Source organism: Vibrio sp. 10N.247.311.14 (assembly GCF_041467715.1).
GTDB lineage: Bacteria > Pseudomonadota > Gammaproteobacteria > Enterobacterales > Vibrionaceae > Vibrio > Vibrio crassostreae_C.
On record NZ_JBFSVE010000017.1, the window covers coordinates 34357 to 50670 of the forward strand.

Sequence of the window (16314 nt, forward strand, 5' to 3'; positions counted from 1 at the left end):
AACTTTATCGATACTTATTGAGAAACGAAACAAATGATAAACAAAACGTTATAGAAGTGTTTTTAGGGATAAAAGAACATTGAACATAAGAGTAAATCGCGATGGCAAAACAAAGGAATAACGACGATTAATACGAGCGAAAACCCGAAAAAGGTAATCACCGCATCATTATTTAATGCTTAATATTTGCATAATAACTTGTAAGAATGGATATTATGATGAATATTAATTTAAATAATCCATTCACGGACAATAAACTGGAATACGTACTTGTGTTGAATACGATACGACGGAGTCATCCTTGCCTCACACGATAAAGGTTCGGTATCAAGTAGGAGTAGCAAGTTGCTATTTGCATGAAATGCATGAAGTTGAAGTTAAATTAAGTGCCTAAATTTGAATCATGTTGCAAATTTTGGGCTACGATTTAGTTATCACGTACGAAAGGGAATCCGTCAGTGAAAGCGTTTTGCGTATCAATACTTGCGTCAACATCCTTTTTGGCTAGCCCTGTATTTGGCCAGCAGCATGATATTTATCTCTACAATTGGGATGAATTTTTATCTGACAGCGTCGTTACCCAGTTGAGTGATACCTACGGCATCTCACTAAAGCAGCAATATTTTTCTGACGAGTCCATTCGTGATGAAGTGCTATTGAGTGAACGACGAGGTGCGTTTGAATTGGTTGTCATTGAAAGTATTAAACTGAAAGCGCTGGCTAAACAGAACTTATTCCACAACCTGAGCGACTTGCAGCAATCCCTTTCAAGCAACTTTGACTCAAGATGGGTGGATGGGTGTGGCGAATATGGAATCCCCTACGCTTGGGGGACATCCGGCATCTTATACCGAAGCGGAAAAGTTGAGACTCCCAAGTCTTGGGGCGCTCTTCTAGACCCTGAAACCAAAACCAGCGGCCGAATCAGCATGTATTATGAGCCTACGGATTTGGTGAGTGCTGCGCTTCTGATGAATCAATTTGAGCCGTTTACCAACAACGAACAAGAACTTCGAGTCGCTTACAAAACGCTACAAGCACAGAAGCCTCACCTTGAAAGTAATGAATACGTTGTCGATTATATTCGTCATCCCGAACACTTAGCCAACATCGACCTCGCCTACGGATACTCAGGTGACAGCTATGTGCTTAATGATGCCGAACCTGAGGCATCTTGGGCCTACACAGTGCCTCTAGAAGGAACAACCTTATGGTTAGAGTGTATGGCTGCAATTAACAACGGAGAGCGATCTCCACAGGCAACCACGATTCTCTCCTTCTTATCGCAACCCGAAATCGCCGCTCAAAACGCAATGGATTCATGGTTTGCAACGCCAAGTTCAAAAGCAAAAGCACTCACTTCTCAGGAGTATCAAAACGATCCCGAGCTTTTCCCGAATAAAGAAGTATTAGATCGCAGCTACCTTTATCAGCCGTTAGAACCGAGTAGCATTCAAATTCGCAATCGTATTGTCGACAGTTTGAGATAACTCATGCCAGTATTGAAGAAGCTCTATTTTGTACTTTTACCAACGCTGACATTTGTGCTCCTGATAGCAGGAATCGTGATGTACAACTTCGCATCAAATCATGCTAAGCACATGTATTTGGACAAGGTGCAATCTGATGTGAACACCGCTTTAGTCGCGGCGGAATACGAGCAGCTCGGCTTGTCCTTACTAGTTAAAGATATCGGTTCTTCGTTGCAGTTCCTCCGCTACATTCAAAATCCTGGCGACTACACGACTCTATCGCTATTGGAAAAACGAGTACTCCGAGTATTAAGCCAGAATCACGTCAATCAATTTGGGCAACGCAATGTTTATATCGTGGACCCTAAGTTCAAATTAACGCTTTCGACTCTCAGAGCCGATCCTTTCGAGGGGCTAAAGATCCCTGACAAGATTTACGAAAGAGTCTTCGATATATACACCTCGTTAATAAGCAAAAATGAACTCTCCTACGAAGGCTTCTCTTATATCTCGATCAGTGGAGAGCTCAGATACTCGTATGTTGCAGCAATTGACCCTTACCTCCTTCCTCAAGACAAACGTGCAAGTAACAGTTTAAATCGCTACATCTTGATTGCTGATGGGCCTCTGATGCAACTCTCTAGCCTGCTAATCAAATACAATGACGATGACAATATTCAGTTCTTAATCGAGCCATCCTCAGACGCTGCCAACATTGAAAATACCCAATTCGTTATCAAATCAATTGAGCAAACCCAAGATAATATCAATGTGCAGATGACCAGCCGACATCTCATCGCGCAAGTAAATATTCGAGAACAAAAGTTCAACCATGAGAAAGCCATCATCGCTAAACAAACCTTGTTAGGTGGCTTTGGTACTCTCTTTACGATCATGTTGATCGTACATTTAGTGGTACGTTACCAACTCGTGCGACCGCTTAAAGACTTACTTCAAGAGATATCGATCGGCGGGCTCAAACTTAGATACTTCAAACGCTCATCAGGGCAAAGTGAAATTGATGGTTTAAAGAACGCGTACATAGACTCATTAACAGAGTTGAAGTTCGAAGCCGAATTCGACCAACTCACCAAGCTAGCTAACCGACGCTCTTTCATCAGACACCTTGATGTACGACTAAAAAGCTCGATGAGCCCACACTGCTATGTGGTTTGTTGGGACATCATCGATTTTCGTAAAATTAACGATCTCTACGGGGCAAAAGTTGGTGATAATGTACTGATAAGCTTAGCTAAAGCACTGAAAGAGACACTACAAAACCAACAAGCCTCTTTGGGCTTTAGTTGCAGTGATTACTCTTTAGCCAGACTGGGAGGGAATCAGTTTATCGCGATCTTGGAGATGGGTAAGAACCAAGTGATAAACGAAGAAATTGAGAACATCAACAATACGCTGACCGGCACCACCTTCCTTGACTACTATGGGTTTCGATTATCACTCGCAACAGGTGTTTTACCGCTCGACACGCCAAAGTTCGATGAGATTTGGCACCGGTGCATCGATGAAATGTTAGCTAATGCGAAGTCTCATAGTGATGGCGAAAGTCATATTGTTTATGGCGAAGAGTTGTTACATACCTTGGAACGCCATGACGTTGTAGAGAAAAGACTCTTAGAGTGCTGCGAAAGTGACAACTTTGAACTTCGCTTTATGCCTATTTTTAACGCCAAGACACTTCAGATAGATGGCGCGGAGTGCCTGATTCGTTGCCCAGCCTTATTCGATATCGATGCGGGACCAGAAGAATTTATCCCAGTTGCAGAAAAGAGTAACCTTATTGCCAGGCTCGACATGTGGGTCATTGGCACCGCGATCAAAAGCTATAAAGAGCTTTCAGAACTTCATAAATACAAGGGCACTCTGTCAATTAATATCTCGGCGATGGAGCTCTACAACCGTAATTTTGCCGACAATATCCGTAAAGTACTCGAACGTTATCAAGTGCCACCTGGCAACATTATTATAGAGATTACCGAGACCAGTTACGTGAAAAGTACCAAGCTTACGGTGCAGACTATCGAGAGCCTCAGAAGCTTAGGTTTAAAGGTCTCCCTTGACGATTTTGGTACGGGCTACACAGCGTTTAACCAACTTCTCCACTACCCTGTGGATGAGCTCAAAATTGATAAGAGCTTTATCGATAACATGGTAGACGACAAGGCCGACCGCAAGATGGTCGAATCTATGGTTAACTTAGGCCACTCTTGTGACACGCTAGTCGTCGGAGAAGGTGTTGAGTCGATAGAACAGTATCATTACCTCAGAAAAGCCAACTGTAACCTAATACAAGGCTACTTCTTCAGTCAGCCACTCACTTATCTGGAATTCATCGAGTTTGTTCGAAACCATAACCCGCAAGCAATTTTAAACCCGCAGTCTGTTAGCAGTTCGAGATCTAACGAGCGAATCGTTGCACTCACTCAAAAGCAGTAACCTTAAACCTAAACCTCAAAGCCTCTCTTCCTATTCAAGCGCGGAAAGCCACTATAGCTATAACTAGTAGTAGAACTATCTTCATCAGAGCAGGAGCTCTCTATTGGCTGCACATTGAATGAGGAGGCAAATAAAGAATGGCAAAAGCCATGATAGTGAAGCGGGAGAATGGTGAGCGTACAGTCAACAAAACCTAATGATCTAACTTATCGCTGATGCGGGGATTAACTCTGCATCGTCGTTAGTAGCTCCATCATATCTTTAGAGCTGATGTTCTTCTTATGCCTGACTACAGCGTCAATCATCAATTCTAAATTCCCCGCAGAGATATAATCCTTAAGCACGTCATTGAATTTTTCCTGTATCTCATCACTTGTGTACAATTGCTCAGGAATGAAGAATAGAAACTGACTGCCACTACTACGAAACGAGATAGTACTTTCCGGTACCTTTGCCGTCAGGGACTTAGCAGCTGAACTCACCACCAAGTCTCCATATTCAAGTCCATACTTTTGGTTTATCTCACTAAGGTTTCTGATTCTTACAAAGTAAAGGTCGAAATTACCGTTTGTTGGATAGCTGTTCTTAACAAACTGCATGAGCGAGACTCGATTGCGAAAGCCAGTAATGAAGTCGGTAGAATGAAGTTTTCGTTTGATTGCAAAGTCGACGTAAAAAATCGCTCCTGTCACAAGCAGTAGCAACACCAGAAATACGCTGCTTATCTGATGCATCATCACCAACTTGTCGACCATTGTGGTGTTTTCTTCAATAACCGGGCTTTGGAGTCGAAACTTTTCGTTAATAAATTCGACCAGCGTGTTGTAACAAATATCAATTTTCTTCTGCAGTGATTCCTTAGGCAAAGCGCCTTGATTCACCAACTTAATTGAGGATTCTAACGACTTAAACTTTTCAAACTCTGCGGTAAAGTACGGTTTAAAGTTTGCTGAGCGAATAAAATTGGACGATTCAGTGCTGTTGATCAGAATATCAAAACGACTCCAAGTAATGTCATATGCCAACCAAAGTTCATCATAATCAATCGTCTTTGCATGGCTAACCATCAAGAAGTTTGCATACTCTTTGACGAGTTGAAAAACAAACCAAGTGGCCTCATTTTGGCGATTAGAAAAGCTCTTGTTGATGTCATTAATTCGAGTAACGCTGTAGATATTGACGGATAGAACAACCACGGCCAAAGACAAAACAACGACTTTGATTGCAGCCATAGACAACAGCTTCTTCATAATTAGCCTCTACAGATGAATATCACGAATCTGCCAAATCATCTTGGCATGGAAATCAGGGGTATTAGTTTCAGGGTTCGCAGAGAGTGGGTAAATCAACCAAAACGGGCCTTTTTCTCTCACAGACATAAACTCACCATTCTTTTTAATCGCAATGATGGGTTCATAGGTATCAAAATCTTCTTTGGGCACCGCAATTTTATAGTCATTCAATGCCACAAAAGTAACTTGTGATGATATCGGTAAATCCATATTTCCAAGCACCGTTTGTAACGTCACGCCACTATAAACGGTCAGACCCTCGACCCAAGGCAAGGTGGTAGTAATTTCTTTTTGAGGAAGTGACAGGAGTTGCTCTCTACTAAAACCATGCTTTTGCCCGGAGTGGTCGAAAACCGTTAACTCTGAGGCTGCAAAAATCGAAAACGAGCAAAGCCAAAGCATCAACAAGAATACAGTTCTCATTCTAAACTCCATTTAAAAGGTCACTAAATTGAGTCTAGTATAAATTGACCATTTAACTTGTACCGATACCACTCAGATTGATTGGTATCACTTTATTCCGAATGCTCCTACACCTCGCTGTTTTTCAATAACTTCGCCGTTTCTCTGTCTCTTCCATCACCGCTCTCGTTCAGCGCTCCCTACCCGCTTGACGTATTTCTTCTCGACTGGTTAGTAAGAAAAACTCGTATTTTACTCTGCGTAAGTAAACCAATCAGCCTTATGAATACGTATCAAACAACAAAATTAACAATAAATATGAGTAAGTAAGTAGCGAGAATGCTGGTTGCTGCATAACCTTTAATCGAACGTAAGCAGCTTTAAGAGACCTAATAACGAGTTCCAGTCGTTTCTTCTCCACCAATTGATCTCGTGTATTGATCTTAGAAAGCTTACTCATTTCATAATCAAGGGAATCGAGAATGAGTTTGAATATAAAAAAATTTAACCCCATGGCGACACTTTCTACCCTAGTAATGACGCTGGTCATGTTTCCTGTTTCTGCTGAAGTTAATCAAGAACAATTCGAATTAGGTAAACAAAAAGCTAAAGTGTGTATGACCTGTCATGGCGCTGATGGCATCTCAACACAAGATCCCTACCCGAACCTTCGCGGTCAAAAAGTGGGTTATCTCATCTCTTCATTGAAAGATTACCAGACTCGAGAAAGAACCAGTGGCTTAGCGATTCTCATGCAACAACAAGCCGACACGCTCTCAGACCAAGACATCCGTGACATTTCCTATTTCTATTCTGTGCTCGGCAACGAAGCAGGCTCGCTCAGCGATTCAAATTAAGTCAGCGATTCAAAACCTCTAGGCAAGGAGCCTTGTTATGGAACAAGTGACAACGCAATACAGCATTAAGGTCGTGAAGTACTTCATCATTGCATCCTTAGTGTGGGCGATTGTAGGTATGATCATCGGCGTGATTCTCGCCGCGCAATTATATTGGCCAGTCTTAAACTTTGATTCTCAGTATTTCCAATTTGGTCGACTGCGTCCGCTACATACCTCTGGAGTAATTTACGGCTTCGTCGTGAATATCTTGATGGGGACGTCTTTGTACATTGCCCAGCGAACAGGCCATTGTGACTTGTTCAACAAAAGCCTTTCATGGATGGTATTTTGGGGCTGGCAATTCATCCTGTTACTTGCGGTCATTTCCTTACCCGCAGGCCACACTACCTCAAAAGAGTATGCGGAGCTTGAATGGCCAATCGACTTGATGATTGTGTTGGTTTGGGTGCTGTACGCGGTGTTGTTCTTTGGCACCCTTGCTAAACGAAAGGTCAGCCATATCTTTGTGGCTAACTGGTTCTTTGCTGCATTCATTATCGTCGTTGCAATGATTTTCATCGTGAACAACCTCGCGATGCCTGTGTTGGCGATGAAGTCCTACTCTGTGTTTGCAGGCGCTCAAGATGCGATTGTTCAATGGTGGTGGGGACATAATGCCGTCGGTTTCTTGCTGACCGCTGGTGTGATTGGCATGAACTACTATTTCATACCCAAAGCGGCGGATCGACCTATCTACTCGTACCGTTTGTCTGTGATCCATTTCTGGGGCTTGGTCGGCTTTTACACGTGGGCCGGAACGCACCATTTGGTTTATTCTTCTGTTCCCATCTGGATTCAGAACATCGGCATCGTTATGTCTTTGATCCTGTGGCTCCCTTCTTGGGCAGGCGCGTTCAATAGCGCAATGACCCTCCTACAAAATAAAGAAAAGCTGAAGTCCGACTACATTCTTTTATTCTTTTTCTCAGCGATTCTTTACTACTGCTTGGCAACATTCGAAGGTCCGCTACTCGCTATTCGCTGGTTCAACATGGTGGCACACAACACCGAATGGATCATCGGGCACGTACATTCCGCGGCTCTCGGATGGGTTGGGATGTCAGGGATAGCGGTTTTTTACTACTTCATTCCACGCTTATGGGGCCAAACCGATCTATGGTCACGACGACTGATTAAATGGCACTTTTGGCTTGCTCATGCTGGCGTCGCCGTCTATGCAATAGCACTTTGGATCGCAGGCATCGGCGAGGGATATATGTGGCTCGCTCAAAATGAAAATGGCGAACTGATTTACAGTTTTGTAGAAGCTATGGACTTTAAAGCACCTTGGCTATTCATGCGTTTCTTTGGTGGCGCGCTGTTTGTACTTGGATTGTTCTTAATGGCTGTCAACTTGTACAAAACGGTTCGTATGCCCGTAACAAATGATGCTAAACACACTGTTAATGAAGGAGCTTAAATGATGAGTAAAGACTTTACACATTCAATCGTCATTTTAATTTTGACCACTGTTGTCGTGGCCTCCTTCTCTTTATTGGTCTGGGTAGTGCCAAGCATTGTCCGTGGCGATGATATTGCCAAAGGCAGCTTAGCGATGCCTCTCACACCGATTGAGTTAGCAGGCCGAGACATATACATCAGTGAAGGCTGCCATGTTTGTCACACACAAATGGTTCGCCCTCTAGAGCCAGAAGTGAAGCGTAATGGTCGCCCGAACCAAGAAGCAGACGATATCTATGAGTTTCCTAACTTGTGGGGCTCTAAACGTACTGGTCCTGACCTCACTAACTTAGGTAGAAAGTATTCTGACCAATGGCATGCTATTCACTTAATTGACCCTCGAAAAGTCGTACCGACCTCGATCATGCCCTCTTACCCGTGGCTATTTGAGCAGACTCTGACTGGCGATGATATTAGCGCCAAAATGGAAGTGTTACGTACCTTAGGTGTGCCTTATACCGATCAAGAAATTGGTGATGCCCGTTTGCAAGTAAGAGGCAAAACCAAAGGTGAAGCGCTGATTCGATATTTACAAAGCCTGGGTAAAGATACGTCACAGGAGGTATCACAATGAGCACATTCTGGAATCTATGGGCGGTACTCTTAACCTTAATATTCTTTGTTCTGATGGTATCGGTTATCGTTAAATACTGGCGTAGCAATCACAAGGCCGATCACGACCACACCATTGGCACCTTTGATGAGATTGAAGAGAAAGATGCGCCTCCACCTAAGCTGTTATTTGTAAGCTATGCGGTCGCATTTCTTTTATCTGCAGGCTATTTGGTGCTCTACCCCGGGCTTGGCGAATGGGAAGGGTTAGTCGATTGGGAACAAAGCGATGATAAGCTCAGTTCACCATCCACCACTCTCAATGAGCAATTTGCACAAACCAGCGAAACTACGTTAGAGGGATTGGCTGCCGTCCCAGAGATCGTGAACAGCGGTAGGATTCTGTTCCAAACTCACTGTGCCGCTTGTCACCGAGATAACGCACAGGGACAAAAGCACTTTCCTAATCTGATAGACCAAGAGTGGCTTTATGGTGGTAGTGATGAAGCTGTGATCCATTCGATTGCCAAAGGGCGAAATGGAGCGATGCCGGGTTGGAGTGAAATCATGCGCCCAGACGAGGTGGCAAAAGTCTCCTACTATCTAGCCTCCCTCAACCAACGTCATACCGATGTGCCGGAGATTAAAGTCGAGCTCGGTAAAACCTTGTTCGTCCAATACTGTTCGTCTTGTCATGCCGATGGTGCTGTCGCTAACCCAGCGATTGGCGTACCTGATCTTTCCGATGATATCTGGCTTCACGGAGGGAGTATTGAAGAGATTCAGCACACCATCAATTACGGTTTGAACAACCTAATGCCTGCGTTTGATGAGCAGCTCAGTGAGAACGAGATACTCGCGCTTGGGGCTTATATCCGACACGCTGGTGACGTAGAGCAACAACGGCTCGCGAGTTTGAAAGCATCATCTGTTGAGCGCGGAGAATATCTCGCTTATGCCGGTGACTGTGTGGCTTGTCATAGTGCAGAAGGTGGCGAACCCTTTGCTGGCGGCCTACCCTTTGTCACCCCCTTCGGCACCGTGTATTCAACCAACATAACGCCACACACTACCGAAGGTATTGGGACTTATGACTTCGACGATTTCCGAGCTGCGTTAGTTGCAGGTAAAGGTAAGAATGGTTACCTGTACCCTGCAATGCCCTACACCTCTTATCAATACCTCACCGACCAAGACATGGTCGATTTGTGGGAATACATGCAGTCAATCACTGCCGTGCCACGACGCAATGATGACAACAGCATGATGTTTCCATCCAATATTCGCTTAGGTTTGCTTGGCTGGAACATCGTATTTATGGATACAGACCCTATTGATTATGAAGTACCAGAAGAGCTCAAAGGAGAAATTGAGGATGTCGATAAGTGGCAACAAGGCAAATATTGGGTCGCAGGACTTGGTCACTGTTCGGAGTGCCATACACCTCGAAATATTGCCCAAGCACTGATACCAGAACGTATTTTCCAAGGTAACTTGATCGACGGTTGGAACGCGCCTGATATTACAGCCAATGAGCTCTATATCGATGGTTGGGATGAAGCAACACTCACAGACTTTTTACACACAGGACATTCAGACAAAGGCACCGCTTTTGCGGGTATGGCTGATGTAGTGAAAAACAGCCTAAGCTTGATGACGCGTGAAGATATTGAGTCGATGTCCTATTACCTACTCAGTGGAGACATCAACAACACCATTGCCAGTGATGCCGTTCAGTTACAGCCTAAAGGGTTTGATGAAGCTGCGTATGCCAGTGAAATCTACACCACGTATCGTCAGACCTGTGGGGCCTGTCATGGTGACGATGGTAAAGGTCGCGATCCAATCGCCCCTACTCTGTTGAACAACGGTATTATCATGCACAGCGACCCATTCAATACCATTGCGGTAACGGTGCGCGGCTTGCAACCCACCTATCTCGACAAAGACAGAAATTTCATGCCAATGGCAAGTTTTGAGGATGTACTGTCGGATCAACGCTTAGCTGAGTTAATCACGTTTGTGCGTTTAAACCTTGGCGACAGAAATGAACCGGTCACGGCTGAGCATGTTCGAGAGGTAAGAGAAACACTTGAAGCAGCAGGCTATGCAGGTGGATTACACACCACACCTGAAATGTACGAAAATCGAGATAAGAACATTAACATACGATAGGCGCTGTAGCTGTGCGTAGCCGATTGGCCCAACAAGCAGCGAACAGCACGTAACTTTTATGTTTGCCTAACAAGCCAAAAGGAGACCACTGTGTCTCCTTTTCTTTTGCCCAAACCCAAGTTTTCGATACTTTGCCGTACAACACAATTGTAACTAACTGATTACACAATTAAGCAGAGCTGCACATAATGCGATCAATCTCGCAGAACAAAGATGACACCAAGTGCATAATATGCAAAATTTTCTAAAGATGTACTAAGGACAGTTATGGATACAACTACACTCATCTACGATACGTTGGAAGGCCTGTCGAGCGCAAAGCCTCAGCAACACGCTCAAATCCGCCAAAATCTATATAACCAATTAGATTTATCATTTGAGAAGCAGTTGGCTTTGTATTCATCAGTTCTTGGTCCAGCAAGTGCTGGTAGATTGACCGATTTGGATAGTGCAGTGATGTCTGCACGCAAGATTGTTGGCTTAGAAAACAGCTAAGCAATCTTCAACCTATCTCAACTTTAACGCTGCCATTGTGCAGCGTTTTTTTATGGACGCTATTTACGATAAGTAAGGTTGGTTACGATAAATGCTGTTAGTTGCGATAAATACGGTTAGTTGCGATAAACGCGGTTAAGAAGATAAGTGCAGTTGGGTCTGTTTTTCAAGTTACACGCATTCTCATTTGGTTAATCTTATGTTCCATTTTTAACAGGTGTGTAACCACAATAATGGCGCTAATGTTAGTAGCACGTTAACCACACATCGGATGGAAGAATCATGAGAGTACTTATTGAATATACACAAACAGGCAAATACCGTGATCATGCGTGGGAAGCATTAACGATTCGTTCAAAAGGCGAAATTCAAGCTGTAACTCCCTCTTATGCGGCTCAGCTTATCGAACAGAACCGCGCCAGCTTATCGACCACTGAAAATCAAGATATCGTCATCCAACCTTAATGGCTTCAAGGGCTACCCCTCCTAGTTCCTTAAATCGAATAGTTCGATGACATAAAAAAACGCTGCATGGGTGCAGCGTTTTCTTGTTTCTGGCGTATCGTATTTCTAACGTAGATAGTTTCTAAAGTAGAAAGCTTCTAACGCATCTTGTTTCTAGTGCAAATAGCTTGATTACTTTGGCAGATTTTCTAACGCTTCAACCATCGTCATCAATTTATCGACAATCCTTTCGCCGTCTACTCGCAAGCCATTGTGTTCATATTCATTGGTGATCCACGCTTTCGAGTTAGGAATGTTCGCCAATGTTTCACGGCTGTAATCCAACTCAACGTACATGTCATCGGCGTAAACGGCACACGCCATTGGCACTGTATTCTTGCTCAACTGCTCTGCGTTGTACAAAGTGCCCCAGTCCGACTTTTCAGCCAACATGTTCGCGGCTTCACGCAGTGGCTTTAGCGTTTCAAGTTGGTCGAACATCCATGGGTACACCATTTCACCAGTAAACCAGAACTCACTGCCCGATTGGTAGTTGAAGTGTGGGTACTGCTCACGAACACGATGTGCAGACCAGTTAGACGCTGTACCTTGACAGTAAATCGATTCATGCAAGATTGCGTAAATTGGGTTAGTTAAGTAACCCTGCTCTTGCTGCATTTGATTTAGGAAGCTGTAGCTCAGCTGTCTGTTACCGTTCACTTCAACAAACGCACTCTCCAGTGTGAAATACATTGGAAGGTTTGCTTCGCCGCCACCAAGATTAATACCTATTAGCTGGAACTGTTCAACTGTGAACACCTGACCGTTTGGCAGTCTCACATCGTTGTTGAGCAGGTAATCAGAGATCTCGCGACACATAGCTTGTGCTTGTGGGAACTGAGCAAAGAAAGCTCTGTTTTTGTCTTCTACACGCTTGTAAGTCGCACGATAAACATCGTCAGCTTCTCGTTCAATAGAAGGAATGCCGCCCGTCACATAACAACGCTGCAAGCTCTGTGGGAACAGTGACAAATAGCTCAGTGTACAGAAGCCACCAAAGCTTTGACCAATCGTCGACCATTGCTTAATACCAAACTGTTCACGAATCGCTTCAGCGTCACGAACGATGTTATCCGCTCTGAAATGCGTTAAGTGTTCGACTTGTTGTTCTGGAGACAAATGCGCCAAAGTTTCATGGCTGATAACCGTGCTGTTGCCAGTACCACGTTGGTCTAGAAGCAGAACACGGTAGTTTTGTAATGCACGCTTTAGCCAACCCGATTGACCACTCACCCGTGGAGAAGGAAAACCTGGGCCGCCTTGAAAGTAGATCAACCACGGCAGCTCTTGCTCATCTTTAGCGAGATCAACCAGCTCACGTGCGAAGACTTGGATCTGTTGTCCATCTTTGGCTTGATAATCAAGTGGCAACTCGAAAGAGTGCTGACGGTACAGGGTGGTTCCATCAATAAAGTTAGCTTGCACGCTTCATTCCTTTTTATCTGATTCTAAAGTCATTGGTACGAATAAAAATGGCACCCTTTGGCACCGTAGTTAGCAAGATACGCATACTAGCTTGTAAATGAAACCGTTTGTTGAACCTGAATGTGAAGGTACTTCATCTAATTGCTTAATTTACCTTCAACGCGTAACAACTTGTGTCAAAACAGAGAGTTTAAGATGTGATCTATTGAGAAGAAGAACAAAAGTGGGACACAAATAAAAAGAGCTTAACGAGGTGAGGATACGTTAAGCTCTTTGGTTTTATCTGTTGTAAATGAGGTTTTTAGGTTGAACAAGCTCAGGCTTTAAAGGTTTAGTTTCTATAAGCCAAAGATCTATAAACTGAGCTTCTGTAACTTATAGCTCTATAAAACAAAGCTAAGAAGCCTCGAGCTCACCTGCACCTTGAATTGAACGTTGGCTGTTTTCAACAAGGATAGCCGTCGCCGTTTCTTTCAACGCGCCCCACTCTCCATCGTCAACTTCAATGCCCTCGTTCCACGCCTTCTCTTGAGTTTTAAAAAGCGCTTCCGATTCAATGTGTGTTTGGTAGCCATCTGACAAACGTTCGATATCGAAATCCTGGACGGAAAGCTCGATGGTCATATTGTGGATATGATCGTCCGATGTCAGTGGCGAATCTGATAAAAACAGTTCTGGTGCAACGCAACCACGGTTAAGCACATACAAGGTGCTCTTAGGGTTTGAGCCATTGTCCCAACGTGCAGTACACGCGATGCCTTTCGCTGCGAGTTTTACAAGCTCACTGTACGCTAACCAACGGTTATGGCAGTTGTTTAGCTCGATTTTCAGCGTCTTTTTACCGACCATTTTTTCAATGGCGTAATCCATCACCACAGGAAGATGACACGCTAAGCTCGCCTTGTGCAGGTCCACTTCAACTGTGTTGTCGCTTGTCACTTGGATGTCTACAGGGCAATCGTCTTCTAGCCCCATAAAGTTGCTCGCATTGTTAAAATGACGAACACCATCCAAGCCAACCATTTGTAAATCTGCCACCATGTTCGCTATCACATCGGCTTCACCACATGTACGACGCATACCCAGAAAGGCTTTATTAACGGCCGCTACCAGTTCATTGTGAGAAACGATCATAACGATTTACCTCCATGTTGAGCGTTGATATGTGTAGGAACTTTATTTGAGTCAGCGATCTCCGCTTCACTTGGTAAGATTGGGAACACCCATTCGTCCTGATGAATTTCATCAAGCAACGGTGCACCTTGGAAAAACGTCACTCGTACCCAACGGTCTGAGCGAGGATCAAACTTAGTCGCTCCAAACATCGCTAGCTTACAACGCAGCAAATGCATTGGTGGCGAGTCTTGGTGCAGCACGTTCATTTGAATGTCGCCCATCGCCTTGTTACCTAACGTCCACACACGGCGCGCAATGGCACGATGCTGCGGTTGTTTTACCAAGAACTCTGCTAGAGAAAGCTCTGGTGTGAACTGTAATAAGGAGTGGTACAGACGGTAAGCTTGACGACCAATATCTAATGGCAGCTCACGCTCTTCACCAATTTCTTCTCCTCGAACACCGAGCCTTGGCTCTTCTTTGTCCTGAGAGCGATACCAGAACCAGTAGTTATTTTCTGCTTTCGTAAAGTCAGTCGTGATCGCCCAACGGTACTTTTCTTCTAACACAACCAATAGGTCTTGGATCTTTTTGCCACTAGGAAGCGAGAGTGTTTCGCTACAATTCATTTGCTCTTGATGGGCGTCCACTAATTCTGGGTACAATTCCATCAAGCATGAGATAAGGATTTCTTGGGCTTCCATACTCATGTGCTTAGATTGTTCAACTAACTGCGCCCATGTATCGCAATGGTTTACAGAAGCTTCTAGTGACTGTTCTGCGTGTTTTAACTCATCAACAGCGGTTTTGTTCAACTCTTGCTGGTTTTCATTGATGGTAACAACTTGTTCTAAATGACAAATCGCTTTTTTAACGTATCTACGTAGTGGCTCGATCAACGCCGTATCGGTCTGACTAGCCAACACGTCCGCCAATGCATGTTCACGGGTTGTCATCCATTGATCGACAATACTTGGGTGGTTAATAAGGTATGGCGCCATGCCTAAACCAGTCGCATTACCAACACCAAGGTAACGCTGTAATCCTCTATGCAAGGTAGTCGCTTGTTCACCGCCCTGTTGCTCCGCTAGGTAATGAACCCAATCTAGGCTGAACTCACGCAGCATATAAACAGCACACATTTGAGCACTGAACGATTGATTAAAATCTGGATTCTTTTCCAAGATTTTAAAGTCAGCAATACCAAACTTACCATTACCATAAACCGCTGTGGTTCGTAGGATGTAGCCAACTTCCGCTAGCTCTTTTGGCGTTGGTTGAACACCTTTAGCCAAGTGACTAACAATATGTTCAAACACTCGTACACTTTTGTTGGCACGCGCTAAAACAAGCACATTGTTAGGGTTACGGCCTGCTTCTTGTAGCGGTACATTCGCACGAAGTCTCTCAAGTAGGGTGACATCAACATCACCAAGAACCAGAGCAAACGTTACGTCCCACTTTTCAGCAATTACACGGTCATTTCGTTCGTCGTCTGCAATCTCATCGCAGAAAACAACCAAATGATAAACATGATTTGGCGTCTCTAGCTTATAGATAACATGACCAAAACCTCGAGCGTCTAGTTGCCACTCATGCTTAGTCACTTTCCATTGCTGTTGCGCCATTTTACGAATCAGAGTTCTTACGAAGCTGATGCGTGTTTGGTGCATAGCACCCAGTCTTTCCGGTGCCATGACGACCGTTGCGTCACGTAGTGCTGATTCAGTGTAGGTAGAACGATGTGCATCCATTTTGCTCACCACCTTATAGTTATAGGATTTTGCTAGCCATTCAGAACCGATCGTTGCTGTCTTTTGAAGCATATATAGCGACAGTATGTTGGTTAGCTTTCACGTTTTTAATCGTTATTGATATTATCGAGGCAAGCGAACTCGCCACTTATTATTTGTCCTGACTAGATCGATTGACCTAAATACGTGCCGCCCGGTGTATCTTCACCAGTACGGTTTTTATCTTCCTTCCGGAATCTTGTATCAGCCTTCTTTCAAAGGCTCACACCTTGTTTATCTTCAGTTTTTAGAGAGCTTTATCTCTACATTTTCT

General features: G+C 44.2%; 13 protein-coding genes. 8 read left to right on the forward strand and 5 right to left on the reverse strand.

Annotated elements, in window-relative coordinates:
* Positions 1–458: 458 nt before the first annotated feature.
* Positions 459–1490 (forward strand): PotD/PotF family extracellular solute-binding protein, encoded by a 1032-nt coding sequence (locus AB6F11_RS08425; RefSeq protein WP_102393763.1) that lies wholly within the window; start codon positions 459–461, stop codon positions 1488–1490.
* 3 nt (positions 1491–1493) lie between these two features.
* Positions 1494–3926 carry a bifunctional diguanylate cyclase/phosphodiesterase gene (locus tag AB6F11_RS08430; protein WP_102393762.1) on the forward strand — a complete coding sequence of 811 codons (2433 nt, stop codon included), beginning with the start codon at positions 1494–1496 and terminating at the stop codon, positions 3924–3926.
* 224 nt (positions 3927–4150) lie between these two features.
* Here AB6F11_RS08430 and AB6F11_RS08435 read toward each other — a convergent pair whose 3' ends face one another.
* The gene (locus tag AB6F11_RS08435) at positions 4151–5176 is read right to left on the reverse strand and encodes a GGDEF domain-containing protein (protein WP_017069848.1); all 1026 of its coding nucleotides are present in this window, start codon (positions 5174–5176) and stop codon (positions 4151–4153) included.
* A 9-nt stretch (positions 5177–5185) separates the two neighbouring features.
* Positions 5186–5641, reverse strand: coding sequence for a hypothetical protein (locus AB6F11_RS08440; protein ID WP_017060028.1), 456 nt, complete (start codon positions 5639–5641; stop codon positions 5186–5188).
* Between the two features lie 461 nt (positions 5642–6102).
* Between AB6F11_RS08440 and AB6F11_RS08445 the strand changes: the two genes are divergently transcribed.
* The 6 genes from AB6F11_RS08445 (at position 6103) to AB6F11_RS08470 (ending at position 11667) form a co-directional block, all read left to right on the forward strand.
* Positions 6103–6477, forward strand: a complete 375-nt coding sequence (locus tag AB6F11_RS08445; protein ID WP_029235248.1) for a cytochrome c — start codon at positions 6103–6105, stop codon at positions 6475–6477.
* Between the two features lie 37 nt (positions 6478–6514).
* Complete coding sequence (ccoN, locus tag AB6F11_RS08450; protein WP_102398509.1) at positions 6515–7939, forward strand: cytochrome-c oxidase, cbb3-type subunit I; 1425 nt, start codon at positions 6515–6517, stop codon at positions 7937–7939.
* The gene (locus tag AB6F11_RS08455) at positions 7940–8554 is read left to right on the forward strand and encodes a cbb3-type cytochrome c oxidase subunit II (RefSeq protein ID WP_017064719.1); all 615 of its coding nucleotides are present in this window, start codon (positions 7940–7942) and stop codon (positions 8552–8554) included.
* On the forward strand, positions 8551–10707 hold the full coding sequence (locus AB6F11_RS08460; protein ID WP_102398508.1) for a cytochrome c: 2157 nt from the start codon (positions 8551–8553) through the stop codon (positions 10705–10707). Before AB6F11_RS08455 ends, AB6F11_RS08460 begins: the two co-directional genes overlap by 4 nt.
* Before the next feature lie 267 nt (positions 10708–10974).
* Positions 10975–11202: a PAS factor family protein gene (locus tag AB6F11_RS08465; protein WP_004730426.1), complete on the forward strand. Its 228-nt coding sequence runs from the start codon at positions 10975–10977 to the stop codon at positions 11200–11202.
* 282 nt (positions 11203–11484) lie between these two features.
* The gene (locus tag AB6F11_RS08470) at positions 11485–11667 is read left to right on the forward strand and encodes a hypothetical protein (RefSeq protein WP_004730424.1); all 183 of its coding nucleotides are present in this window, start codon (positions 11485–11487) and stop codon (positions 11665–11667) included.
* Positions 11668–11838: 171 nt separating this feature from the next.
* Here AB6F11_RS08470 and AB6F11_RS08475 read toward each other — a convergent pair whose 3' ends face one another.
* The 3 genes from AB6F11_RS08475 to AB6F11_RS08485 all read right to left on the reverse strand — a co-directional run bounded on the left by AB6F11_RS08475 (position 11839) and on the right by AB6F11_RS08485 (position 16073).
* Positions 11839–13131, reverse strand: coding sequence for an alpha/beta fold hydrolase (locus AB6F11_RS08475; protein ID WP_102398507.1), 1293 nt, complete (start codon positions 13129–13131; stop codon positions 11839–11841).
* A 396-nt stretch (positions 13132–13527) separates the two neighbouring features.
* A complete protein-coding gene (locus AB6F11_RS08480) occupies positions 13528–14265 on the reverse strand; it encodes a DUF3726 domain-containing protein (protein ID WP_017066505.1) in 738 nt (245 codons plus the stop codon).
* Positions 14262–16073 carry a hypothetical protein gene (locus tag AB6F11_RS08485; RefSeq protein ID WP_102398506.1) on the reverse strand — a complete coding sequence of 604 codons (1812 nt, stop codon included), beginning with the start codon at positions 16071–16073 and terminating at the stop codon, positions 14262–14264. The genes AB6F11_RS08480 and AB6F11_RS08485 overlap by 4 nt, the downstream gene beginning before the upstream one ends.
* Positions 16074–16314 lie beyond the last annotated feature (241 nt).